This is a genomic window from Fructobacillus papyrifericola (genome assembly GCF_018437235.1).
GTDB lineage: Bacteria > Bacillota > Bacilli > Lactobacillales > Lactobacillaceae > Fructobacillus > Fructobacillus papyrifericola.
This window is the reverse complement of sequence record NZ_JAAMFJ010000001.1, coordinates 242,335-268,827: the sequence shown is the minus strand read 5'-3', so window position 1 is coordinate 268,827 and position 26,493 is coordinate 242,335. Positions and strand designations below refer to the sequence as shown.

Annotated in this window: 15 protein-coding genes, 2 pseudogenes and 1 riboswitch; of the genes and pseudogenes, 1 reads left to right on the top strand and 16 read right to left on the bottom strand. The window is 48.4% G+C overall.

The window, feature by feature from the left end; all coding sequences use genetic code 11:
• Positions 1-2: 2 nt before the first annotated feature.
• The 14 genes and pseudogenes from G6R28_RS01205 to guaB form a co-directional block, all read right to left on the bottom strand.
• A pseudogene (locus G6R28_RS01205) lies at positions 3-1,463 on the bottom strand (amino acid permease).
• Between the two features lie 24 nt (positions 1,464-1,487).
• Positions 1,488-2,435 (bottom strand): histidine decarboxylase, pyruvoyl type, encoded by a 948-nt coding sequence (hdcA, locus tag G6R28_RS01200; protein ID WP_213792420.1) that lies wholly within the window; start codon positions 2,433-2,435, stop codon positions 1,488-1,490.
• Between the two features lie 190 nt (positions 2,436-2,625).
• A complete protein-coding gene (locus tag G6R28_RS01195; protein WP_213792419.1) occupies positions 2,626-3,579 on the bottom strand; it encodes a mucin-binding protein in 954 nt (317 codons plus the stop codon).
• Positions 3,580-3,581: 2 nt separating this feature from the next.
• Positions 3,582-4,727 carry a KxYKxGKxW signal peptide domain-containing protein gene (locus G6R28_RS01190; RefSeq protein ID WP_213792418.1) on the bottom strand — a complete coding sequence of 382 codons (1,146 nt, stop codon included), beginning with the start codon at positions 4,725-4,727 and terminating at the stop codon, positions 3,582-3,584.
• Between the two features lie 222 nt (positions 4,728-4,949).
• Positions 4,950-7,628 (bottom strand): mucin-binding protein, encoded by a 2,679-nt coding sequence (locus G6R28_RS01185; RefSeq protein ID WP_213792417.1) that lies wholly within the window; start codon positions 7,626-7,628, stop codon positions 4,950-4,952.
• Between the two features lie 389 nt (positions 7,629-8,017).
• Entirely contained in the window at positions 8,018-11,650 is a 3,633-nt protein-coding gene (locus G6R28_RS01180) for a mucin-binding protein (RefSeq protein ID WP_213792416.1), read from the bottom strand.
• A 253-nt stretch (positions 11,651-11,903) separates the two neighbouring features.
• On the bottom strand, positions 11,904-12,314 hold the full coding sequence (locus tag G6R28_RS01175; RefSeq protein ID WP_213792415.1) for a hypothetical protein: 411 nt from the start codon (positions 12,312-12,314) through the stop codon (positions 11,904-11,906).
• Positions 12,315-12,417: 103 nt separating this feature from the next.
• Positions 12,418-13,851, bottom strand: coding sequence for a hypothetical protein (locus G6R28_RS01170; RefSeq protein ID WP_213792414.1), 1,434 nt, complete (start codon positions 13,849-13,851; stop codon positions 12,418-12,420).
• Between the two features lie 171 nt (positions 13,852-14,022).
• Positions 14,023-14,262, bottom strand: a complete 240-nt coding sequence (locus tag G6R28_RS01165; protein WP_213792413.1) for a hypothetical protein — start codon at positions 14,260-14,262, stop codon at positions 14,023-14,025.
• 450 nt (positions 14,263-14,712) lie between these two features.
• A complete protein-coding gene (locus G6R28_RS06610) occupies positions 14,713-16,734 on the bottom strand; it encodes a DUF1542 domain-containing protein (protein WP_338017256.1) in 2,022 nt (673 codons plus the stop codon).
• On the bottom strand, positions 16,722-18,188 hold the full coding sequence (locus G6R28_RS01155) for a DUF1542 domain-containing protein (RefSeq protein ID WP_213792411.1): 1,467 nt from the start codon (positions 18,186-18,188) through the stop codon (positions 16,722-16,724). The genes G6R28_RS06610 and G6R28_RS01155 overlap by 13 nt, the downstream gene beginning before the upstream one ends.
• Before the next feature lie 328 nt (positions 18,189-18,516).
• On the bottom strand, positions 18,517-20,058 hold the full coding sequence (gene guaA, locus G6R28_RS01150; protein WP_213792410.1) for a glutamine-hydrolyzing GMP synthase: 1,542 nt from the start codon (positions 20,056-20,058) through the stop codon (positions 18,517-18,519).
• 2 nt (positions 20,059-20,060) lie between these two features.
• Complete coding sequence (locus G6R28_RS06535) at positions 20,061-20,981, bottom strand: IMP dehydrogenase (RefSeq protein ID WP_238479281.1); 921 nt, start codon at positions 20,979-20,981, stop codon at positions 20,061-20,063.
• 6 nt (positions 20,982-20,987) lie between these two features.
• A pseudogene (gene guaB, locus G6R28_RS06530) lies at positions 20,988-22,091 on the bottom strand (IMP dehydrogenase); the annotation flags it as partial.
• A gap of 87 nt (positions 22,092-22,178) precedes the next feature.
• Positions 22,179-22,275, bottom strand: a riboswitch (purine riboswitch).
• Positions 22,276-22,424: 149 nt separating this feature from the next.
• On the opposite strand from guaB, the gene G6R28_RS01140 reads away from it, so the two are divergent.
• Entirely contained in the window at positions 22,425-22,922 is a 498-nt protein-coding gene (locus G6R28_RS01140) for a GNAT family N-acetyltransferase (RefSeq protein ID WP_213792408.1), read from the top strand.
• Positions 22,923-22,956: 34 nt separating this feature from the next.
• Here the strand turns inward: G6R28_RS01140 and G6R28_RS01135 are convergent, their stop codons facing one another.
• Together G6R28_RS01135 and G6R28_RS01130 are read right to left on the bottom strand one after the other, a co-directional pair.
• Positions 22,957-23,946: a YitT family protein gene (locus tag G6R28_RS01135; protein WP_213792407.1), complete on the bottom strand. Its 990-nt coding sequence runs from the start codon at positions 23,944-23,946 to the stop codon at positions 22,957-22,959.
• 141 nt (positions 23,947-24,087) lie between these two features.
• Positions 24,088-26,448 carry an oligosaccharide flippase family protein gene (locus tag G6R28_RS01130; protein WP_238479215.1) on the bottom strand — a complete coding sequence of 787 codons (2,361 nt, stop codon included), beginning with the start codon at positions 26,446-26,448 and terminating at the stop codon, positions 24,088-24,090.
• Between the last annotated feature and the right edge of the window lie 45 nt (positions 26,449-26,493).

The window sequence follows — 26,493 nt, the reverse complement described above, 5'->3', positions numbered from 1 at the left end:
CCCTATCGCAACATCAAAAGCGAACTGCCAACTGCAACCACTAGGATACAAATAACAAAAATCTTTTCATACTTGGTAAAGATGGCTTTTGTTGTTTGGCCCGCGGTGTGCTTGCGCGCCCACATGTAGACCGGAATACCAAGCGCATAAATGATAAAGGAAAGCGCCGTGTATTTAATCCCAGCTGAATAGCCCATGTAAAGGGTTCCAAGAACAGCCAAGCCCGAATAAATCAATGGCCGAGTTCGGGTGAAGCCAATTTTTGCTCCAGTTGGATTAAATGACTTTTCATTCAAGCTAATCTTAAAAAGGTACATCATCGAAATCAGATATGGCGGAACCGTCATTGTTCCAACAATCGTCAACATGGTATTAAAGGCCTTACCTGCAAAGGCCGTTGAGAACAAAATAACCTGCATAACCAAGGTTGAGACGATGATTGAATATGAAGGCATGTTATTCTTATTCACCTTCTTAAATGACTGCGGGAAGGAGCCCGTATTAGCGGCAGCGCGTGGCATTTCTGAAAGAAGCAGAACCCAGGTCAACCAGGAAGCCAATACGGCTACAATGACACTAATGCCAATAATAATCCGGCCAATTGGTCCGTAAATTGCAGCAAGAAGGGCACCCGTTGATGGTGACGCCATGTTGGCAACCTAACCATAACTGCGGAAGCCAAGAGCCAGCACGGAAACAGCGGCATAAATGATCAAGCAAATGATAAAGCCCCATTTTGTCGCATTGCGAACGTTTTTTTGACTCTTCGCATCACCTGACAAGACAACGGCCCCTTCGACACCACCAAAGACCCAGAGAGTGACCATCATCGTGTCTTTAATCTGGTGGAAAAGTGAACCTAAGTTCGTATCTTGTAAGTGGCGAATGCTTTCATTTCCCATTACATTGGTTGTAAACACATGGGGATTGAAGACAAAGATCATACTGATAATGAAGAACACGAGTGAAAGCAAAATCACAGCTGTTGAAATGTTATCCACCCAGCTTGCTCCCTGAATACCATGCAACACAAGTGCAGTCATTAACCAAAGAATGACCGTCCCCAAAATAATGGCATTCAGATTATTACCACCTTTAAAGACACCGGGGAAAAATGAATTTAACGTTGATGCCAGAAGAACGGAGTAGGTGATGTTTGCAAAACACTCACAAATCCAGTAACCCCAACTCACAAAGAATCCAGTGAATTTTCCAAAGCCGTCCTCTGCATACATGTAAAGGCCAGAAGTGAAGTTTGGTCGTAATTTCGACAAGAACAAAAATGAGTAAACCAGGCACCAAATAATCGCACCGGAAACTGCCCATCCCAGTAGTTGACCAATTAGCCCAGCGTTCGTGGCCATGTTTTGGGGCAGGTCGTAGGCCCCACCACCAATCATTGCTGGAACAATCAAGCCGATTAAGCCGATCGTTCCTAATTTTTTCGCTTGTTTTGTAGCCAAAAGAATCCTCCAAAAGAAACTGAGTTAGTAAGTAATGTTATTTTTTTCAACGAGTGATTCGTAGTTCATTTCCTTCAACCAGTCTTGCAGGCTCAACTTACGCATCGTATCCATTGCATCTTCAGCAGAAGCATTGGTACGGCGAGCATCGGGCACAGCATCAAAAGGCATGGTCAAATATGGGCCGACCGTAATGGCCGTTCCAAATTCACCCGGCTTCAGCATGGTGTGTGCAAAGCCAATGTAGGTCGCTTTAAAAGTCGTCTTGGCGTGCTTACCACAGTAGGCAATTGATTGGGCCATGGCGGCCTTTCGTGTATTGAGATAATCGATCAAATCCTCTTCACTGTCAGACTTGGTCCAAACCCCAGCATCTTCCACGTACATTGAAGAGTGGTGAACTGGATCATTGGCGATTGACAAGGCAATTGCGGACCAGACACCATAACCTTCACCGGGCTTCAATGGCCGATCATCCTTTGGCCGCTTTGCCATTGCCCCCTTATTGGCACAAGTGATAAAAGCGGCTGGAACAGTCTTAAAACGGGGTTCATCGACAGTACCTAAGTACTCAACCAAGGCATCCTGTAGTGGTTTCGCATCATAAATTGGCAGCTCTGAGCCATCCCATTGTGTTCGCGTATACATGGGCTTTTGATCCTTTAACGCCGTGTTTCGTAAAAAGTCATAGCCAATGATATTTCCTTGTGGACCCGTAAAGGAAGAAGCCGTTTCCATGTTAATCTGTGCGAGATTTGCGTTCTTCGCCTCTGCCCGATCGTAGGACGAAATATTATCAAGCATCGTATCATCTGTTAACAGCGTGGCAGCGGCATCGACCTTCAATCCAGTCAAATAACCTTCACCGATGTTTCCGGGTTCCAAGTAACCACGAGAATAACCAACATAGTTATTCAAAGCCGTACTGTTAATTCCGATTTCCCTTGCTTGTTTATAATCTTTTAAATCCATCGTTGACCTCCATACCAATTACTTTAAGAACATCTTTATTCAGAAACATTCCACTTTAGATGTCTTTAATTTATTTATACGCTTTTGGCACAACGTTGTCAAAAAAGTAACGGATTGTATATATTCGTCACCAAATACCCATTTTCTACAGAAAAAAGAGCCCTACGAGTAGGACTCTTTTCGTTCACACTTACTTTTCATCACGGCGCTTCTTTGTAAAGAAGGCGTAGCTAGCGGCTGACAACGCAGCCAAACCAGCAATTCCAAATGGATTCGTGACGACCTGCTTAGCCGTCTCAGGCAAGCCAGAAGAAACCGCTTCAACTTTCTTAACAGCGCTTGTAGCCGTTGCAGAAACGCTATCGTTTGTCCTAGACTGCTTATCTTGAGCTGATGCGTTCGTTCCAGTCGAGCTCTGCCCACCATTCACGTTCCGGTCACCAGATCCGCTCTGGTTCTGATCATTCTTTTGGCCAGCATTATTCTTTTCCGCAGCGTCCTTTTCTTGATAGACAACCGTGACGGTTTGGTCCGAGCTATCCGCTGTTACGGAATCAGCCGTAACCGTCGAAACTGCTTCACCATTCACCTTTGGTGTCGTATAGTCTCCGCTGGCCAAAGTTTCGGGCACAGGCACCGCTGACCAGTCACCGGAAGCAACTGTCCAGTCACCATAAGAAAGCACTTGCTTGGTAACCAAGTCCTCCGTAGCCTCACGCTTCAACGTAACCGTTTGGACCGTTGGCTCCGCCAGCTGCTTACCAGTAGCATCCACGTAGCGAATCGTCCGCGTCACCGTCTTTTGAAGATCACTAACGGGCAAAGAACCCGGATCATCAGCCGTCCGAACGGCCGTATCATGGGCATACTTCACCACAATGGTTTGGTCCGAATCACCATTTGTCACCGTCGATGCATCAACCGTGGCTTGATCAGCTGCCTTGTAGCCCTTAGCAGACAGATCTGGCGATGGCACTGCTTCAAAAGTCCCGCTGGTCCAACCGTTAGACGTCACAGTGTAATTATTAACCGTAAAGCCTTGACTAAGTTGCACCGTATCCGTCCTTGAATCAGCAACTTCCTTGTTAGGATCCTCAGCATCGACATACTTAATCGTTCGCGTAATGGTTTTGTTTGAAATCAAACTCAACACATCTGACTTGACCTGCGCAAAAATTTGAGCAGGACGAACCCAACCAATACTTGGATCATTAACGGCGCAACATCCGCCAAGCCCTTATTTGCAATGGATTCAATGGCAGTCTTGTCTTCACTCGAAACAGCTTCTGTTTGTTTAGTCAAGGCTTGGATGCCCGCTGTCGCCATTGCTTTTCCCATCGACATCCAGTAATTCGTATTGTGAATTCCGGCACTCACAGGCGTGGCGTCCACCTCCCCGTTCACCTTTTCCAGAGCATCTAAAACAGTGCTGTATTGGTCACTTGGAACAGTGGAATTTCCCATTAACGTATAGGTACTTACCATGTTTGAATAAGCATAGTAGCGGTTATCGTTACGATATTCTGCCTGAATAATTGGGTAATAAAGTGTACGAATCTTGTTCGCTAAACCAGTACTAATGTTCGTGCTGGTCATTTCATCCGAAAGGCCTTGTGCGGTTCCGCTATAGTTATCGATATAAGTCAAGGCATCTTGATAGGCATTTTGAATGGTATTTTGATAATTGTCCTGTGAAGCAACGGATGTTTCAAAGCGAATTGGCGTCTGCTTAGCATCGGCCTCTGCTTCCTTATTCAGCAAATAGACCGTTCCAGAAGAAACGTTTTGATAATCTTGAGCGAGCATTGCCTTGGCCTGAATTTTAACACCCATCAAGGCCAATTTAGCAGTCCCTTCCTGTTGCAGAGATGTCACTTCATCAACCGAGGTTGCCGATGCCACCTTGTTTTCATAGTCGCTCAGAACCTGTTGAATGGCAGACTGGTCATCTGTGGACACCGTCACATTAGCTGAAGTATTTAAGTGCATGTCCTCGCTGGTAAGATCCTGTCCCAAGCCACCAAAGGCCATTCGAACGCCATTATTCTTATCAGCGGTCCAACTGACATTTCCCGGATCCTTCGCCGTACCTGCTGCGCTTTCCAAGGCAGTCTTTGCTGCACTTTGCGCATCTGCCAAAGTCGTACCATCAGCTGCGGCCACTTCACGTTGACCAAAGTGTGTCCCCTGCTGCGTCGTCACCTGTCCAAGGCCAAGCATCGCGAATGCCGCAACAGAAGCTACAACCCATTTCTTGACAGATTTAAACATTTTATAGTGCTTATATTCCATCAAACTATCCCCCTTAAGGACTGATACCATCCGTGAAATGAAAACATTTTCTAACCCTCAGGTACCGAACAGTTCCAAAATCATCCCGTAGAATTGAATAAAAAACCGATTCAATTCTTTGTCTTTTACATTGTAACACGCTTGTATCATTTGACACAAACACACCATAATTGTGCCACCAATAAAAAAGAGCCCTATACATAGGACTCTCTTCATTCACACTTACTTCTCTTCACGACGCTTCTTGGTAAAGAAAGCGTAGCTAGCAGCTGAAATAAGGGCAAGCATTGCTGCAAGAACGGTTGCGTTGTTAGCTACCTTCTTAGCAGTTGCTGGCAAAACCTTATTATTCTTCGTTGCATTAGCAGTAGAAGCAGATGACGTAGCAGGAGCTTCATTACCACCGGTTGAAGGAAGAACCGTGTTAGTACTATTTGAGGAAGAACCACCATTGCCATTGTTATTGGCTGGCGTGTTATTTACTCCGTCTCCCCCATTGTTAGATGGTGTATTGCCGCCATTGTTCGATGGTGTGTTGCCGCCATTGTTCGATGGTGTGTTGCCACCGTTGTTCGATGGTGTGTTGCCACCATTGTTCGATGGTGTGTTGCCACCATTGTTCGATGGCGTGTTGCCACCGTTGTTTGATGGCGTGTTGCCACCATTGTTCGATGGTGTGTTGCCACCGTTGTTCGATGGCGTGTTGCCACCATTATTAGCAGAGGAGTTCTTCTTATAGATCACCGTAAAGTTCAAATCGGTTGAATTACCATTAACGGTTTGTGCTGCAACATTCGATTGATCTGCAGTATATCCTGCGATAGAAGGACTCGTAACGGCGTCAAATGTTTGATCAGCTGACCAAGCACCATAGGTCTTTTCACCTGTTACCGCATCAGTTGAAACGGAACGGGTAAAGGTAAGATTCTTTGTATATGGTTGAGCAGCTTTCGTGCCGTCTTCATACTGATAATTAATGGTTTCTTTAACCGTAGTTCTTTGCGTTGTTACTTCCGGCGTGTCCTCCATATAAGTTACCGTAAAATTCAAATCGCCAGAATTTCCATTAACCGTTTGAGAAGTAATTGATACTTTATCTGCCGTGTAACCCTTAATTGAAGGACTGTCGACTGCAGCAAAGGTCTGGTCTGCTGACCAGTCACCATAGCTAACATCACCCGTCTTTTCATTCTTAGTTACGGTCCGGGTGAAAGTGACCTCCTTCGTGTAGGTGTCAGCAGCCGTCTTGCCATCCTCGTACTGATAGTGGACGTTTTCCTTCACCGTCTTTGATTCAGTGGAAGTAGTTGTTAGTGCTTTCACAGTAACATTAGCTGTTTTCGTAAAGCTATTACCACTTGTATCAGTATAAGTATAGGTCAGTGGATAAACACCAGCCTTCGAAGTATCAACGCTTCCCTGAACGTTGACATACTTCAAATTCAAGCTATTTCCGTATTCATCCGTTGCACGAACTACGTTATCCTTGGCATCCCAAGAATCACCAACCCAAAGTGTTAAGTCCTTCACTTCAAGGTTGGACTTAGAAGCCATGACTGTCACTTTAGCAGTCTGCTTTTGAAGCTTACCATTTTTATCCGTATAACTATAAGTTACATCATATTCGCCAGGAGTCTTAACATCAACCGTTCCATCAACCTTGACATCTGATAAATTGACGGTTGAACCATCTGAATTAACGGCCTTCAGGAAGTTATCGGCTGCATTCCAACTAGCGTTAGGCCCAGAAACAATGGTACTATCTTGGACGTTCAACGTCGCTTGGTTCGCATTCTTTGTATACTTAACTGTATAACTTGAAGAACCGGAATCTTCACTCACTGTCGTGGCCGCAAAAAAAGTTTGTTGACCAGACTGAACCGTGTAGCCGGCAATGGTTGGGGCTTCTACGGCCGCAAAGTTTGGATCACCTGAAATCAACTGCCAATCAGTATAGACTGCCTTGCCGTCCTGCAGTCTTCCCGTACGGCGGTAAACCGCTTGCTGTACGGTTGGCGAAGCGATTTCATTACCATCCTGATCAACATAATGGATGGTTCGTGTCGCCGGGTTTGTCTGCGCTGGTACAAATTGGAAGGAATTAATCGACACAGTCTGTACATTATCCGCAATTCCCGTTGAACCACCAATCGACAAGGACAATGGATCTTGATAGTCATCAACATCAATCGTACGACTGACTCCTAGATAAGACATTGTCATGTGTCCCTGTCCATCATAAGTAAGCGTGAACGGCACATCTTTACCCGCAATCTCAGACACGTTCAAATAATCTGGTTGACCAGCATAACGCCATGGGTCATTCTGATCGGTTTGATCCACATCACTGTGAATCCCTGACATATAAATCTTCGAATAGTCTCCTTGATTTAGAGTCCAAGTATCGAAGATAAAACCAGATGATTTTGGCAAACCCTTAATCGAAATACCGCCACCTTGGAAACCAATCTGGCCATCCGAACCATGGTGAAACGCCATGGCAATGCCATCACCACCGGTTATTCCATCGAGATTTGTTCCCAAGTTAATGGTTCCAGAGATCCAAAAAGGAACATTGGCATTGATCTTCGTTTTTAGGGTAATATTACCATCTTGGCCGTTCTCGTTTTGCGTTAGCGTTGCCTTATTCGTGCTTGAATCATAGGTTGCCGTACCACCAAGACTAAAATACTGTAAAAAGTTATCCTTTGTAACGGTCACAGGCAAATCATCACTTGCCGCAGGCTTACCTAATTGGCTAACAACCGATGTTTCTTGCGACCCATCCGCCAGCACCTTTTGATTACTACTGGCCAAAGTGATTAGTGTTAAGCTAGCCAAACCCGTTACCCAGAATTTCTTTGCTTGATATGATTTAAATAATTGATTGCTCTGCATCATTTATTATCTCTCTTCTAATTGAACTTTTTAAATAAATAAAAGCGTTCTCAAAAGAGCACGCTTTTATCATTAAGTATCGTCATCATGCTACATGAGAATGAGAATCGTCCCCTACAGGAAACATTGATTCCAATAGGTTCTTCATTAGTATTGTAACACTATTCAAATAGAATTGTAACTGTTTAGAAATAATAAAAAGCAAGAAACGCCTAATCTGTTAAAGTTGGTAATCGACCACTATCATTCAATCAATTGAACCCGCCTCTTCTTTCCCATTCCCACACAAAAAGCCCCCAACACCCAAGGTGCTGGAGGCTTCTTTGCGGACTACCGAATGAAGTACAATCAACGACAGTAGTCCGTGTCTTTTTGACCAACTCTCCCAACCTTTAGTTGGCTTGGTCTTCTTGTTCTTCCTTGCGCTTCTTTGAGATCAGGAAGAAGATACCGGCCAAGGTCGTCGCCACGAATGGCAGGGCCATTTCGGCATCATGAGCGGCTTCCTTACCCGTACTTGGCAAGACCGCCTTGGCGACCTTCATCACCTTAGCGGCCGCCGCTGGCACGGAAGCTGGTGCTGCTGGTGTTGCCGGAGCAGAAGGACCAGCAGGTCCTGCTGGAGCAGGCGTAACCGGTGCGGCATCCTTGTCATAGGTCACCGTGACTGTTTGGTCTTGATCGCTTTGGGCGACCTTTTGAGCATCGACCTTCGCCTTATCTGGGCTGTTATATCCGGAGATCTCAGGTGAATCCTTCTCTGCCCACTCATCTGAACCATCCACGGTCCAAGCCGAGAAGTTCGACAGTTGGTGAGTGACATAGTCATAGTCAGCTGTCCGCGTATAGGTCACCGTTTCGGTGACTTCAGGGGCAATCTCGTTACCATTCTTGTCCACGTACTTGATTGTCCGCGTAATCGTCTTGGACAACTGATCCTTCAAATGCACATCATCTGGGATGTTTGGCAAGTGACCACCGTGTCCTGGGTTAACGGGACCATTAGGGCCGACGTTGGCGTGAGCGTGGGAATAAACGAAGTTTTCATCAGCGTTTTGTGAATCTTGGTTCAGCGCGACTTCACCATAGGAAGCCGGTGTGCCATTCACGTAACCCTTGTCCGATTCGTCTGGGGCGTTGTATGCGGCCCACTTCGAATCGTTATCGGCTGACCAGTTACCATAGACAATCTGGTTCGTCGTTTCATCAAAGTAGAGCGCATCCCGGTGGAAGTGGGTCGTTTGCTTAGTCGTGCCAAACTCCCGGTTTCCATCGTTACCATCGAGCAAGTGGAAGGTCCGGACCTTATCCCGGTCCGTATCCGCATTGTCGGATGGGACCACGTCACGGGTCTTGTCGTAGAGAACGGTCACTTCGGCATTGGCCATATTAATCGTGACGTCCTGTGCATCCGTGTGTGGTTGGTCGGGGTTCCGGTAGGTTGCCCCATCCTTTTGAATGGTTGCGGGGGCATCGTTTGCCGGCCAGTTGCCATCACCGTTATCCCAAGTGATTGGACCAACGAGCTGTTGGGTCTTCCAATCGTATTCGGCCGACCCCTTGAAGGTCACCGTTTGAACCTTGTCACCCAGGTCTTGGCCATCACGCCCCTTGTAGTGGATGGTCCGCGTAACTTTCTTTGTCAAGGAATCGAGGATGCCTTGTGGAATGTCAGGACCATTGTTGGGGTTGTGCTTTGGCGTATTGGGCGTGATGTTACCGGTCTTGTCCTTGTACCAAATCGTTTGATCGGGTTCAGAAGTATCGCCCTTGTCCGGCGTCAAAGCCGAAACAGAGGTCTGCTTGGACGTATCCGGTTCGTAGCCTTGACTTGAAAAGTCTTCGGCACCAACCGCTGCCATTTCATTTGGCAGGCCCTGAACGTACCAATCGGAGGTTGGCACAAACTGGTTGGTCGTTTGGTTGATGTAACCATCGCGGTGGAAGTGAACGGATTGGACTTTGGTATCCAAGACCGTGCCATCATCCGCCTTGAAGTAGATGGTCCGCTTAACGTCCTTGTCCGTGTCCGTTGCGGAAGGTGCAGCCGTGGCATCGTACCAAATGGTATCTTCTTGGTTCGCAATCGAGGCATCCGTATCGGGGTTAAAGGTCTTGTTTGGTTCAGGATCCGTACCATCGGCACCGGATTCCTTGATGTAGTGCGTGCCATCATGATCGATGGTGGCGTCACCCGTCACTTCGTCCCACTTGTTGTCTGAACCAGACAGGGTCCAAGCGGTTTCGGAACCAGGAACGATTTCACCAGTGGCGTAATCAAAGGTTGCCGTCCGCGTGTAGGTCACCGTTTCATCCTTTGTGCCAAGTACTACCCCATCACGGCCTTTCAAGGTTACCGTGCGGTGGTAAGTACGAGACAAATCGTTTTTGACCGTATCCTTCTTGTTATCTGGGATAACGGGATCGTTGGGGTTTACAGGACCGTTGGGACCAATGGTTGAAGTCTTATCGTAGTATGAGTAAGATTCAATGTTTGAAATGTTGGGATTAACGTCCCCATTGTTTCCTTCTGTGTAGTTCGTCGTTGGATCGGAATCGGCCGAATCGTGTGAAACGAACTTCCAACCAGCAACCGTTGGATCCGCCTGGCCATCAAAGGTTGGCGCTTGAATCAAGGTCTTATCAACGGAACCAGAAGAATTCTTCACTAACTCACCAGTCTTCCAATCGTATTGAGCGGAGAACTTGGCCGTAGCGTGTTGCACGACATCATCGTGAACAGATTCGGCGTGGTTGGCTGCATTCCGGTAGTGGATAGTACGGGTAACATCCTGCTCCAACTGCTTCTTAATGTTGTCAGGCAGGTTGGGTGTGTCGGGGGTGACGGATGAAGTGTGATCGCCATAGACCACCGTATCCGTTTCATCACCATTAATTTCATCGGCTGTCTTACCTGGAATGGAAGTAACCGCAGCACCGTTCAACTTTGGATTGTCATAGATGACATTACCATTACTGTCGGTGATGGTTTGGTCAACGGGGGTGTTATCTGCCCAACCGTTGGTGCCATCGACGGTCCAGTCTCCGGTTGTCACTTTATTCGTATAAAGATTAGTAGTTACCTTTCGAGACAGCGTAATCGATTCTGTTTTAGGACTCTTTACTTCATTGCCAGATTGGTCGACATACTTAATGGTGCGAGTAAAGGTTTTTGTTTCCGTCGTATCTTTCGTCTTAGAGGTAAAGTTAACCGTGTAACCGAAAAGGTAGTGTTCAGGAGCATTAAAATCAGGACTAGCAGTATAATCACTTTTCAGTTTATCAATACCTGCCTTAACATCTAGATTAGCAAAGGGCACACCAGTATCCAACGTTGTCTTAGTAATTTGAAGCTGATAACGATCACCATCTGGGGAACTAACAACAGGCACAGCATCTGAACTAGTTAAATTATAGTTAGTAGTTGAAACATAATTTAGTTTGTTCACATCCCCAACATAAAACCCAGTAGGGGCAACAAAATTTGGGTCAGAAACAGCAGTTCCAGAAAAATGAACTATGCCAGAATCACCACTTAGTAATATAGATTGAAAATCACCGTTGCCATCAGATGTGAGCATTGTCCAATCACCCCAATGCGCTCCCGTTGAATCTACAATTAATTGACGCTGAAAAGTTATCTCATGGACATCGCGCCCCGTATTCGTATCATGTGTCACTCCCTCTGCAGGAGAACCATCTACAGACACACCAACGCTGAACATACCCCATGAAGTAAATTCTTTCTTATCCATCCCAGCTGGTACATTATCCTTAGAATAAGTTCCCTGTGCTAAACCAGATGGAATCGGATCAGTTGTGTCGGCACTTGCTTTGTGGTTGACGCTATTTGAAATAAACGTTGGCACAATCCCTGGCAACACATGGTTAATTTGTGATACGGCAAGGCCGCCACCAGTAACCAAAGCAAATGATGCCATCGAAACGACGACCCATTGCTTCTTGACCTTGCGTAAATGCTTCTTGTCATCGACTTTATTTAGAAAATGCTTATTGTACTTCATTTTTCCTTCTTCCCATCTGGTGGAAATGAGGTTAAAAATTAGCCGGATGACCATCAGGTGAATATTAAATTACAATTAAATTGTAGTCGTTTTTTTTTTTTTTTCAAATGTTTCAGAATGGTGTCTTTAACCACAATAACGACGACCAGTTTGATTCGGTCAATAATAAAAAAGAAAATAAAAATACCCCGAAAGTGATGATAACTTTCGGGGTATTTGTCAGAACCAAGGTTCTTTTTATCGTTTGACTATCTTATTTTTTGTAATCAGAACCTTGAATCGTGATGGTTTTGTGGTTGTCACTGAGATCAACAGCAACACCACGCGTTCCAGCTTCCTTAGCAACCTTCGAGCCCTTCGTGTAAGAAAGGACTAAGAGTCCGTCTTTAATGAAATACTTTCCGGAGAATTCAGTTGTTTTCGTTACAGTGCTCGATACCGAATACCGGTCACCAGAAAACTTCAACGTTGTTCCAGCATTGGCATTGCTATAAGCACCCGACAAGTGAGTCTGATCATAATGGATTTTGAAACCAACGCCAACTCCAATTGCAACCACCAATACAATGGCAACAACCGACCATATCCACTTCTTACCCTTTGGATGGGTATCCTTCTTTGAAAATTGCGTTTCTCGATCAACAGATGCACTATTCTCAGGCATGTTCCGCCTCCCTTTCAAATTTAGAATAACTCTATGAAAGCAGATGTCAAGAACATCATTAGTTTTTTCAAGATATAAAGCACTAATGTTTATCAATCTTTTTTTAAATCAGATAAGCAGAGCCGACCAATGCTAGACCAAGGGCCAAAGGTGAAAGGGCGGTCTTCCATACACCGCCAACCTTTGCCGTTTCTGGTAGAACCAAGGCATGGCGAGTTTTCCGACTGAGGGCTGTCTTAGCTCTTATATTATCTTGCTGACCAGTGGTGGGCAGCTTCAGATGTTTTGGCCCCTTAGGTGATGCGGGTCTGATTGGGTCACTCGCCTTTCGGTAGATGACGGTGTAATTGGCATCCCCCATCTGATCGGTGAAGCTATTTTTACTTGGAATGGCATCATTGGAAACTTCATGCCCATTAGTATCAATCACTCGGTCTAAGACATAGCGACCATTGTCGAGTGTTTGGGCGGGCACGACTGCCGACCAAGATTTTTCTGGCGAGTCGGCTGCGATGCTGCTGTGTTCATCAATCACTTGGTTTGACCAGAGATTGGTTGTCTTTTGGTCTTCCACCTTTACTTGGCTGATTTGGTCTGGTAAAGAAGCGATGGATTGGCCGTCTGCCAATTGGTAGTGGATTTTGCGGGTATGCACTTTGGTAGTCGACGTAGTTGACGTTTTTCCAGCAAAGTCGACGTTGAAGGTCAGATGGGTCAAATCATGATTTGCATCGCTATACCAAGTCTTGCCATCGGCCGAGTGGAAGTTTGCCAATGGCGCCCCGTTCGTCCCGTAGATATCCGTTCGCGGATTAGCCGGATCGACCAAGGAGAATTCATTGTAGTCCACATAGGAAGAGGTCAAGGCATCCCCCGTCCACTGCGTGTTTGAGACAAAGCGAACCCGATCCTTGGTCAGGCGTTCATCCAAGAAGTCCTTGGTACTGTAGTTCGGAATTCCAGGAAACATGCCCCCGTTCCAGTAATTGGTCTGATTTAAGATCAGGAATTCTGCTGAATTGGCATTGTCATCGGTTCCGTTGGCGTAGTCAGTCGACACCCCATAGTAATCCGGCTGCTTTTGATAAGTTGACCAGGTCCCCACCCCATCCTGCACACTAAAGGTACGGTGGAAGGAGGCGTAATCGGTCCGTGTATCGACCACTTGGCCGTCGACACGGATGTTTAGCTGTGCTCTAACCGTAATGGTAAAGAGCTTTTGATTCAGTCCACCGGTATGATTCAGGTCGTAGGTACCATTTGGTAAAGTTGTGGGTTCGACCCCAGTATTTTGGTTGAGCGTTTCACTGTCCGCAGTAGAGAGCGAACGCGTTGCCTGCTCGTGGTTAATGGTGGCAGCAGAAGTGGGCTGTTGCAAGGCTTGACTACCCGGTCCAAAGCCTAAGGCAAGACCCGTTAGAATAGCAATATCTGTCGCGAATGCCAGTGCACAGCCTCGTTTCAGCCACTTAACGGCTGATAAGGGGCCTCTGTGGGCCATCTGGTTCCAGTCCTTTCTTTCTTGATCGTGCATCATGAAAACGCCTCTCTTGTCTACTGTTGGTTGCTAACCAGTAGTTCCTAAGGTCAGTATACCACTGCCTTTAGTGGATGGCGCTTTGGGTGTAGGTGCTGTGGGTCGTGTGTTTATGTGGGTAATATAAAAAGACGAACCACATCGGTTCGTCTTTTATTGATTGATTAAGTTTTAACCCTCACCCTTGTTGTTCTGGTCACCGTTTGCTTTGGCGACCATGGAGCTGGTGGCTTCGATGTGCGAAGTCTTGTGTGAGGTAACGGAGTGGTCGACGGCGACGTCGGAAGCGACGTGGCCGTTTTGCTGACCGAGAACGAAGCCGACGGTAATCACGACAACGATGGCGATGAAGAAGCCAACGATGAAGCATTCGCGCTTGCGACTAAGATGTGCTTTGATAAATTGTGTCATGGAGTAATTCCCCCCTTCGATTAAAGAATAGTCCTATCAAGAGCCATGGTCAAGTATGTGAAAGGACTTTTTTAGCACTGTTGTGCCGGCTTTTGAAGGTGATAGGCTTGTGCGAATTGGTGAATGGTGGGAGGTGATTTCTGGTCGATTGGTTGGTGTTTGCGCGCGGTTTTTGGGCAACTGCCACCCCCTTCCCCTTTGCATATTCCGAACCTTCATGAGTTGCTGCTTGAAATCCTGTTATACTGAGCGAGTAAGCAACCCGCGCCGTTCTTTGGGGCCTTACCGTCTGCTAACCTGCTTCCATCAGCACTTAGCGTTTAACACACCAATCCTCCCTCGAAAACGGCGGGCTTTGCTTTCTAGTCAGTGTGGTTCAGCGACCAGCACTGACTTTTTTTATGAACAAAAAAGGCCAACCTTGCGGTTGGTCTTTTTGCATAGAAAGAATTAGTTTTCCTTCTTGGTGATCTTTGTCCAGACCGTAGCGGCCATGGAAAGGATGGCTGCGACGAGGACCAGTGCTTGGGCCCAAGCGTTCTGCAGCATTTCTTCAGCTGTGTGAGGCATTGCGGCTGCCTTGGCCATGACTGGCGCTGTGAGCGCAGCAACTTTGGCAGCTGGAGTGGCGGCAGTATGACGATCGTCGTTGGTCGTCTGGTTGTCCTTAATGTCCACCTTCAACTTGGCATCGCCAGTGATCAGTGCATTGGTGATATCAGAGAGCGAACCACTCTTGTCCAAGTCGTCCGAGGCAGCCTTTCCATCGGCCTTGAGCTTATCGATGGCAGCTTGCTTTTCGGCTGGAGTCAGGTTGTTCATGTTATTGATCTTGTTAATGCCGTTGGTGACGGCGTTGTCGATGTCCTTGTGACCGGCGTCCTTGGTATCGTCAAAGACATTGTTGTTACCGTTGCCGCCAGCTTTGACTGCGTCATCGCCGTTGGAACTATTGTCAACATCGCCCTTGGCCTTGTCGGCATCGGCCTTGATCTTATCGATGGCCTTTTGCTTTTCATCGGGCGTCAGGTTGCTCATGTTGTTGACTTTATCAATGGCATTCTTGGCGTTGTTGTCGATGTCGTTTTTGACACCGTCTTTTATGTCATTGTTGATGTCGTTGGTGCCATCGTCCTGGGACTTGTTCATGTCAGTTGGCGTCTTGGCATTGTCGACACCTGCCTTGGCCTTGGCAGCATCGGCATCAATCTTGGCCTTTGCCTTGGCTTTTTCGTCAGGGGTCAAGTTGTTCAAACCATCGATCTTTTTCTTAGCATCGTTGGCTGCATCGTCAATGGCCTGCTTTGCCTTGTTCTTTTCGGCATCGGATGGTGTGTCGTCGGAATCGCTTTTGATCTTATTAACACCGTCGGTTTGGTTCTTGTTCACATCGTCGCTATTGTCACTGTCGTCGATGGCCTTCTTAGCATCGCTGGCGTCTTGGGCGACTTTGGCCTTCTTAGCTGTCTTGTCAGCATCTGGCATGTCGGAGTTATCGATATCTGAGTTGGCTTTGTTGGCTGCGTCATCGATGGCCTTCTTGGCACCGGCCTTGTCGTCGTCGAGGGTCGATCCCTTGACGTCATTGTTGATGTTGTTGGTGCCATCGTTCGTGGCATTGTTCACACCGTTAGTATCGGTGGCGCTGTCGACATTCTTCTTGGCTGCGTCAGCGTCAGCATCGATTTTGGCTTTGGCGGCTGACTTTTGGTCAGGCGTCAAATTGTTGAGGGCGTCAATCTTGTTCTTGGCGTCGGTTGCGGCGTTATCGATGTTGTTCTTGGCACCAGCCTTGTCGTTATCAAGTGAGGCCCCGTTAACATCATTGTTGATGTTGTTGGTGCCATCGTTTGTGGCATTGTTCACGCCGTTAGTATCGGTGGCGTTGTCCACGTTCTTCTTGGCGGCGTCAGCGTCAGCATCGATTTTGGCTTTGGCGGCTGACTTTTGGTCGGGCGTCAAATTGTTGAGGCCATCAATCTTGTTCTTAGCGTCGGTTGCGGCTTTGTCGATGTTGGCTTTGGCATCACTCTTGGCACCGTTGATGTTGTTGGCGTCGTTGTTGTCGGCAATGTCCTTGTTGATGGCGTCAATTCCGTCACTTTTCGCCTTATCCACACCGTTGGAATCAGTGGCATTGTCGATGTTCGTCTTCGCAGCGGTGGCATCTTGATCGATTTTATCCTTAGCGGCCTGTTTTTGAGCAGGAGTCAGGTTACTCAAACCATCAACCTTGTTCTTGGCGTCGGTTGCAGCCTTGTCAATGTCATTCTTTGCACCGGCCTTGTCATCATCTAAAGTCGAACCCTTGACATCGTTATCGATTGTGTTCGTCCCATCGGTTTGGGCCTTGTTGATGCCGTCTGTGTCGGTCGCATTGTCGACATTCTTCTTGGCAGCGTCAGCGTCAGCATCAATTTTGGCTTTGGCGGCTGACTTTTGGTCGGGCGTCAAATTGTTTAGCGCATCAATCTTGTTTTTGGCATCGGTTGCAGCCTGATCAATGGCCTTCTTGGCATTGGTCTTTGCTTCACCCTGGCCAGCGGCATCATCGGCGTCCTTTTTAATGGCAGCGATACCCGCCGTCTTCGCATCATCGATTCCCTTACTGTCAGTGGCGTTATCAATGTTAGTCTTAGCGTTTGCTCGTCTTGATCGACTTTATTTTTCGCATTGGTCTTATCCGTATCAGACAGTCCAGGCGTGTTATCAATCGTGTTTTTGGCATCAGTGGCGGCAGAATCGATTGCAGACTTTGCGTCAGCTTTAGCTTGTGCATTGTCGGCATCACTGTTGATTTGGTTGATGCCGTTTGTCTGGGCGTTGTTAATACCATCCGTGTCAGTGGCATTATCGATGTTCTTATCGGCCGCAGCGTCATCGGCATCAATCTTAGCCTTCGCGGCTTTCTTCTGATCGTCAGTAAGGCCGCTCATCCCATCAATTTTTGCCTTGGCATTGGTTGCAGCCTGATCAACTGCGGCTTTGGCAGCCGTCTTTGCAGTCACCAAACCAGCGGCGTTGCTATCTGCATCTGCCGCCTTTTTATCAATGTTATCCAAATCGTTAACGAAGTCATTGTTGGTGTTTTCGTTATTAATCTGATTGTGGAAATCATTCTTTTGATCATCATTCAAGTGGTTCAGGTTATCAATTTTACCGTTTGAATTGATCTTCAATTGATTCAACAACTGTGTGTTAAAGGCATTACCAAAGTCGTTGTAACCTAAAGTACGGACAACTGAGAAAATCGGGTGATAACCAGTAGTTCCAGTATCCGACGAGAACATTCCAGTAATTTGATCACTAGAAGTAATCTTAACAGGATCGATAACCAGTGACATCTTCGAAGTTCCACCAACTGTTGAACCCGCGTTAAAGCTGTTACTGTAAACATTATTGGTAAAATTCAAGTCCGCATGACTACCAGAAGCTGCCGTAAAGCTTGGCGTACTCTTAATCTTTGAGGTCAGTGACTGTGAAAAGGCCAAATCAAAGTACGATGACCGCGAAGCACCATTGGTTGCCAATGTTGGTACTTTAAAGGTTAAGGACATCGTGAACTTACCTGTTGATTGATCGTAAGTCAACGAATCATAGGTAAATTGGGAATCACTCTTTAAACTAGCAATTTCATTAGCGGTTTTACCAGCTTGCCAAGCATCTTGGGTGCTCTCGGGAACCGTTGTCTTATCAGGTGTTTCGTTATAGTGCTTAAAGTAATCAACATTCTGACCGAACCAGTATGGACGGGTTCCGTCATCCGCCGATGCCTTAATAGCGGTTGGGAAGCCTGGTAAGGTCATCAGGCCGGAGACGCTTTGGGCACCAGCCCCGAGTGTCAAACCGATTACTGCAGCAAAGAGCCAGACTTTACCGGCCTTGTACATTTTAAAATGTTCTTTTAATGTTCCGTTCTTCTTCATGTCGAAGATCCCCCAAATACTCCAAATTAATCAACCAAAAAAGCCAAGAAAGGGATTGCGGTTGCAAGTCACCGTTCTTAGCCAGTGTTTTGTATGGGCGTCTGCTTAAGGCGTAGATACAAACAGTTGGTTAGGATTTCTCTACGTTTCTATTATAGCGCGTTCATTACGTGATGTTTCACAAAATTATTCTAAATTTCTGGAATGTTTCTAAATTAGTGAGGGGCGGAGTACCAAGGCCCTACTTATCGACTTTTCCAATGGCACATAAAAAACGCATCCTTTTGGAAGGTGTGCGTTTTTTGTCTTCTCTCTCAGTTGTGGGGCTTTATTCCCACTCCACCGTTGCTGGTGGCTTAGCCGTAATATCGTAGACGACGCGGTTGATATGGTCCACTTCGTTAACGATTCGTGAGGAAACCTTTTGCAAAAGGTCCCATGGCAGACGGGCAAAGTCGGCCGTCATGCCATCGATTGAGGTGATAGCACGGATGGCAATCGTGTACTCGTAAGTACGGAAGTCACCCATGACCCCAACGGACTTGTTATTGGTCAAGACCGTGAAGTACTGCCAGACATCATCTTCGAGACCGGCCTTGGCCACTTCGTCACGGAGAATCCAGTCGGATTCGCGAACGATTTCCAAACGGTCTTCGGTGATGGCACCCATGACACGGATCCCCAAACCAGGGCCTGGGAATGGTTGACGCCAAACCAATTCGTGGTCCATGTTGAGCTGTTCACCCAGTTCACGCACTTCGTCTTTGAAGAGCGTGTTCAATGGTTCAATCAACTTGAACTGCATGTCTTCAGGCAAGCCACCCACGTTGTGGTGGGACTTGATTGTCTGGGCCGTTTCCGTTCCAGATTCGATAACGTCGGTGTAGAGCGTTCCCTGTGCCAGGTAATCAATGCCCTTCAACTTGGTTGCTTCATCATTGAAGACTTCGATAAATTCGTTTCCAATAATCTTACGCTTCTGTTCGGGATCGGTAATGCCGTCAAGCTTGGACAAGAAGCGTTCTTGGGCGTCGACTTTGATAATGTTCAAGCCGAACTTACCACCGAGCATTTCCATAACCTGGTTGGCCTCGTTCTTACGAAGCAAGCCGTGGTCAACAAAGATACAAGTCAGCTGGTCGCCAATGGCCTTTTGCAAAAGCACACCAACAACGGATGAATCAACACCACCGGACAAACCGAGGAGGACCTTCTTGTCGCCGACTTCGGCACGAATCTTGGCCACTTGTTCATCGATGAATTCAGCCATTGACCAAGTTGCCTTGGCACCAGCCACGTTCATCACGAAGTTCTTGATGATTTCCTTCCCGTGCTCTGACAAAGTCGTTTCGGAGTGGAACTGCACCCCGTAGATACCGGCTTCATCGTTTGCAATGGCAGCGATTGGCGTCTTCTCGGAAGCAGCGGCCACCTTGAAGCCTTCTGGCAACTTCGTCACGTTGTCCGAGTGGGACATCAAGACGATTTGCTTTTCAGGCGTGCCAGCAAAGAGCTTGGATGGGGCCGTCAAGGTGATTTCGGTCTGACCGAATTCCCCGTTGCCTGGGTTGGCTTCGACTTTTCCGCCCAAGTGCCAGGCAATCAATTGCATGCCGTAACAAACACCCAAGACTGGGATGCCCAGTTCGAAGATTTCTGGATCGATGGTAAAGGCGTCTTCATCGTAGACGGACTTGGGACCACCGGAAAGGATAATGCCCTTTGGATTGTATTCCTTGATTTCCTCAACTGTCATCTTGTTTGACTTCAGTTCGGAATAGACACCGAGTTCGCGGACGCGGCGGGTAATGAGTTGGTTGTACTGAGAACCGTAGTCCAGCACTAAGATTTTGTCATTTGAAATGGCCATCTTTAATCTCTTTCCTGTTCAACGTAGTTCGGTGCTTTTTTCGTAATCTCCACATCGTGTGGGTGGGATTCTTTCAAACCGTTATCCGTGATTTGAACGAATTGGGCCTCCTGCTTCAACTGAGCCACATCGTGTGAACCCGTGTAACCCATTCCAGCGCGCAGGCCACCATCGATTTGGAAGATGGCGTCGGCTGGCACGGCTTCGTTGACCAAGTAGTCAGAAACCATGACGGCATCGGCCCCACCGGCAATCGCCTTGACCACGTCACCGGAATAGTGGATTCCACCTTGCGCAATTACGGCCGTCTGACTATCCGCCAAGGCTTCGGCCAAAGTCATGACCGTCGTCAAGAATCGGTAGTGGGCGTCGTCGGCCTTCTTGGAATCAATGGCCCGACCGGCAATGACGGCGTCGGCACCGGCTTTGGCCAATTCCTTAGCAACGGCAGGATCTTCCACCGTTCCAATGATCAGGGCCTTATCCCCGATCAGGGCCTTGGTTGCCTTCACATCAGCCAGAGTACTTTGGTCAAAGGCGGCAGGCATGTAAAGTACGACAGCGTCAATGGCTTCATTTGCCAAAGTCTCGACCCGTTCGTTGTGGTCAGCCGTTAGCCAGACTTCGGCAGCCAAGAGCTTAACACCGTCGGTGGCCCGGATGGCCTTAATGACCTCGACTTGGTCTTCAACCAATTCCATGGCGGGCACGATGCCCAAGCCACCGGACTGGCTCATGGCCGTGGCGACTTCTTCGGCCTTGCCATCAGTCAGGTCACTGGCCAACAAGGGATTAGACAGTGTTAACTGCGCAATCTTCGTTTCAAGTGCAACCTTGTGCGGCAAGACGTTGGAAGCTGCTGGTACCAAGAGTGTTTCATCATAACCCAGACCATGGTCGGCCAAGTCAGCAGCGTTTGCCATCAAGCCAGCCTGGTAATCGTAGGTCTTGGTCGTCTTCTCAATTGAAGAATCATGGGTAATCGCTTCTTGAATTGTCTTGGCCCCCATCTTGGCCAAACCGTTTTTCAGGTGGTCCAAAATTGGCAACAAGACATCCTTCAGTTCACCCTTGTAGGCAACCCGGGCTTCAATCCCTTCGGGTACCATCTTCTTGGCTTCGTTCACCTCACCCTGGAAGTAACGGTCCTTTGAACCGTTTTCCATGGCAGCGATGGACCCCATGCCACGGTAGAACTTGAATTGCTGACCGTTTTCCTCGAAGACTTCACCAGGCGTTTCCTTTGTTCCGGAGAACATGGAACCGAGCATAACGGCGTTTCCGCCCATGGCAATTGCCTTCAAGATATCGTTAGCCGTCTTGGCCCCACCATCGGCGATGATGGCCTTGCCACGGCGCTTGGCTTCCTTGGCGGCATCACGAATGGCCGAAAGCTGTGGCACACCGATTCCAGCCACGACACGGGTCGTACAGATGGAACCGGGTCCGATTCCGATCTTGACCACGTCGGCACCGGCATCGTAGAGGGCCGCTGCACCGGATTCTGTAGCGATGTTTCCAGCAATAATGTTTAATTCTGGGAAGGCAGCGCGCACTTCCGAAACCTTGCGCAAGACCCCTTCTGAATGCCCGTGAGCCGAATCCAAAATGATGGCATCAACACCGGCTTCGACCATGGCCTTGGCCCGGTCAACCGTGTCATTGGTTACCCCAACGGCACCGGCAACGAGAAGTTGTCCCTTCGCATCAACAGCCGCCATCGGCGTCTTTTTCAAATCAACGGAGGCTTGCTTGACTTTGGCCACTTCTTTGGCCTGGGCCGCAATCGTCATGTTCTTGTGGATGACACCAAGGCCACCGAACTGTGCAAGAGCAATGGCAAAGGGTGCTTCCGTCACCGTGTCCATGGCTGCTGAAAGCAATGGAATGTTTAGCTGCAAGCTGGGCGTCAAGGCCGTCTTCAAGGAGACAGCACTGGCATCGACGGCCTGTCCCTTTTCACCAGTCATTGCCATATCATCAAAAGTCAGGCCCATCGGCACAAACTTATTTATCATCTGAAACGCTGCCATGATTCTCCTTCACTCAATCGATACTGCATAGAAAAAGGCATCCCGCAGTCTCATACCAGATCCGCAGAATGCCATTGAAAAAAGTCTTTTCCAAAAACACTCACGGATAGTCACGACTTTTGGGGCGCGGTAGAGACTGCTGGCCATTTTCCAGCGATATATCTGTTCGTTTTTACTTGAATTGTTAAGCTTAATTATACAGAGAAGGGCCGTGGAATTCAAGGGGAAAAGGCCGGGCTCTCCGACTGGTATCCGCCCTTGCATTTTCTCTCATTTTATTTTAATATTTTATTAACCAAGTTGTTCTTTGAACCATTACTCGAGGTCCTTAAAATGAAAAACTTCCAGTCGCCTGCCGGTCTGGTCCAAATCAAACCAGTCCAGGTCAAGTACGCCGCTCCCCTCTTTCAGGCCATTGCCACTAGTCGGAAGAACATTGCCACCTTTCTCCCCTGGGCAAATGATTTATCCTTAAAGGACGAAAAGGACTTTTTATACCAGGAAAAGGCCAAGCTCTACCATGGCCAACCGCTCGTTTTCACCTTGATTGTTGCTGGGCAACCGGCCGGTATGCTTGACCTGCACGCTGTTGACGAAAACAATCGATCGGCGGAAATCGGCTACTGGCTATCCGTTGAACATCAAAACCAGGGAATTGTCAGTCGGGCGGTTGAGGAAATCAAGCAGTATGCCTTTGACCGACTCGCCTTACAGAAGTTAATCCTAAAGATTGACCCGAATAACCAAGCCAGCCAGCGGGTGGCCGAAAAGGCCGCCTTTGAAAAGACAGGCCTTGCTAACGGCTTTGTCTGCTATGAACTGAATCAATAAAAAAGGACCTTTCGTTTGAAAAGGTCCTTTTTCTTTACTTATCAGAATTGTCCTGCTCCAATTGGAGCTGAGCCAACTGGTCTTCCAGCTGCTGCTCGGCTTCCAGTTGGGCGTCGATGGTGACGGCTTTTGGACCCATCGACTTTTTCATTTGGAGTTGCCGGTCGGCATCCCAGAATTCACCGGAAACCGAAACCGTGGACAGCAGGTTAATGAAGGCCTTGGGGTCGACCGAGTGGACGGCCTCTTGCATTTCAAAGAGTTCGAAACGGGACAAGACCATCATCAAAGTCGTCGACTCACGCTTGGTATAGGCCCCGGATGAAGGCAGAATCGTGATGCCCCGAATCAAGTCCCGGTGCAAGACGTCGATGACCTCTTCGCCCTTTGACGTGACAATCAAGGCCGTTACCTTCTGGTAACCCGTGTAGAGCGTGTCGATCACCTGACCGGTCGCATAAATGCCAATCAGGGTGTACATGGCGTTTTGCCAACCGATGAAGAAGCCCGCAATCAGGACAATGATCCCGTTAGCCACGTTTGAAAAGGCCCCAATGGACTTGCCCGTTCGCTTTTGAATAATCAGGGCAATGATGTCAAAGCCACCGGTTGAAAAACCATAACGGAGGGCTAGACCAACCGAAGAACCAACCAAGAGGCCACCAAAGAGTGAGGCCAGCAAGGGCTGGGTCGTAAAGGGCTGGGTTGGCAGGAAAATCAAGAGAAGGGAAACCACCACCGCGTTCACAAAGGACAGGATGGTAAACTTGCCCCCGACCATTTTGAAACCAACGATTCCAATTGGAATGTTAAAGAGCAGGAAGAAAACACCGGTTTGAATGTTCAAGCCGAAGAATTGGTGTGCTGACAGGGACATCAGCTGGGAGATTCCGTTCAGGCCAACCGAAAAGATGTTGTTTGGAATCAAGAAGTAATTCAGTCCAGCAACCTGCAAGGCCACGGATACAAAGAAAAAGATGACGGTCAGCGCAACCTTCCGCCACTTTTTAGTCTGCTTTTTCATGCTACACAACCTCCTTACCTGCGTTTTGTTCACGATTCCAATCATAACACAGAAAGCAAGCGGCTATAAGGGGGCGGGCAGAAGAATTTTAACCAAAGAAAAGGACCTTCAACGTACGCCGGAGGTCCTTTAAATGCTTTTTTAAATTCTGCCTCGATTGAGGACTTGGCGGAGCAAGCCAAAGCGCTTGTAAAGGTATACTAAGGCCCCTGCCCCGACCATGACGGCCAGGAAGGTGGCCAAACCAGCCCCTAACTTGGAATTGGCTGACAGGAGGAAGGAAGCGGAGAACTTGGCCGTGAAGTAGGCCAGAATCGCCATGGCAGCCGAAGCCAAATAAGCCAGTAGCAAAGTCTTCCGCATCGATCGAAATGACAGGGCGTAATGCTTGGCTAAGAAGGCCAGCATGGCGTAGAGCGACCAGCCGAGGCCGAGCCCGGTGGCAATCAGCGCCCCCATCCCCTGGAAGAGGAAAATCAAAGGGACTTGGCTGACGACTTTGATTAAGAGGCCGTAGCCGAAGGCCCGCATGACGACTTTGCCTTCTGAAAGTGCTTGTAAGACGAAGGCCAGGAGCATGAAAAGCGCCATGACAATTGTCAGCAAGGCCGAGAACTGCAAGAGATAAATACCGGCCTGGGCCGTGCTATCGATTGGGTAGAAGAACTTGTACAAAACATCCGAAATGGCGTACATCCCCAAGGCTGATGGCAGCAAGACCAGTGCCGTCAATTGCAAAGTCGCCAACAACTGCTGTTTCAAGGCAACCCCCTCGCCAGCCGCCTTCTTAGCTGCCAGGATAGGCAGAGCCGTTGCGGCAATCGACGTGGCAAAGGAGATGACAATCATCACCAGCTTGTTCGGATTGGCCGAGAAGAGGGCGAACTGCACCTGCAGGTTATCGGCATTCGTGTGAAAGAAAGCCTTCATCAGTGGGAAGAAGGAATACTGGTCGACAAAGAGGAAGAGATTGGTCGAGGCCCCGATAATGACAAAGGGCCAGGACTCCTTCAAAATGTCTAGGACCAAAGACTGCGCCTTGTCCGGCTTCAAGAAGGACAGTAGGTTGGCCTTGGTCTTGACTTTCTTCTGGTAAACCAAGGAACCGTTTTCGACTGACTTTCTTGGGTGCAGGAGCTTCTGGTAGCGGACCCAGCCATAGGCCAAGACGGCGATGGCAAAGAGGGCCCCGATGAAGGCGGCGAAAGTCGCTTGCACGACGGCGCCGGTCCAGTTGCTTGAATCATGGCCCAAAACCACCCAGGTGGCCAGCAAAAGGTAAATGATGCGGCCGACCTGCTCAACGATTTCAGACAATGCCGAAATGTGCATCAGCTGGTGGCCCTGGAAGATTCCGCGGACCATCGACATGGCCGGGAAGACCAGCACGGCCGGAGCCAGTGAGTGTAGGACGGGTACGACATTGGCATTGCCGTTGGACAGCAGCGGAGCAGCTACATACAGCAAGGCAGCAAAGACGATACCCAGCAGCGTTCCGATTTGCAGGGACTGCTTGGTCAAAGACCAGAGGCCGTCCTCGTCCTCTTTTGCAATTAGCTGTGCCATGACTTTTGATATCGCCGATGGAAAGCCAAAAGTCGCCACCGACAGCAAGATTCCGTAGATGTTGTAACCCTGGGAAAAGAGCGCGTTGGCCTGGTTGGCTGCCGCACCCAGCATGGCCAGCCATGGCAAGATAAAGGCGGCGCCCAGCAAACGGGAGACGATGTTTCCTAAGGACAGCCAGAAGGAGCCACGAACCAGGGCTTGGTTGTCACTTGAGTGCTTTTGTGAAGCGGACCCGGTTGTTTCATTATCGCTTGGTTGCTGTTGTGAAGCGGAAGTGGCCGCTTGGGCCACAGCCTCGTCTGTGCTGGCAGCTCCACTGCCCTTAGAAGGCGCTACCGACTGGCCCGTTCGTTCTTCGGCCGAAAGTCCCTCTGCTTCGACTTGCTCGACAGCTGACTCCTCGTTTGCGGCTTGGTCAAAGCGGGGCATTGGCCAGGCTGCTAAGGATTCGCTGCTGGCTGCTGCCTCTCCTGCCGCTCCGTTGCTTAAATCCCTCGTTTCTTGTCGAGCAGATTCCTTAGTGGACTGGCTGTTAGTGCTTTGGGCTGCAGTTGGCTGTGGCCTTCTTTCAGCCTGCTCTGGTTCCTGCCCTTCTTTGTCTTCCGACCGCTCGAACCAGGCGTGGGCCCGTTGGCTCTGTTGATCAAAGGCCCGGGTTGTTGCGTGTTCTGGTTCCTGCTTTGCTTGTGACGGATTCGCACTTTCACTTGCCTCGGTGGCCCTCTTTGCCGTCTTTGCCCGGGCAATCAGGCGCGTGACTTCGCCGTCTGCCTCTTTTTGCTTCCGGCTTTTAAAGGACAACCACTTGTTCTCCTTTTTGGGCTGCAAGTTGATTTCCAATTTTTCCAAAAGCTCTTCGGCCGTCAAGTATTGACCATCGACTTTGGTCTGGTTAACCCGTCCGTGTGCTTGTTGTGGATCCTTTTGGGTCATGTGCTGGTACTCCCCTTTAACTATGTACCCGAGCGGTCTTTTTCG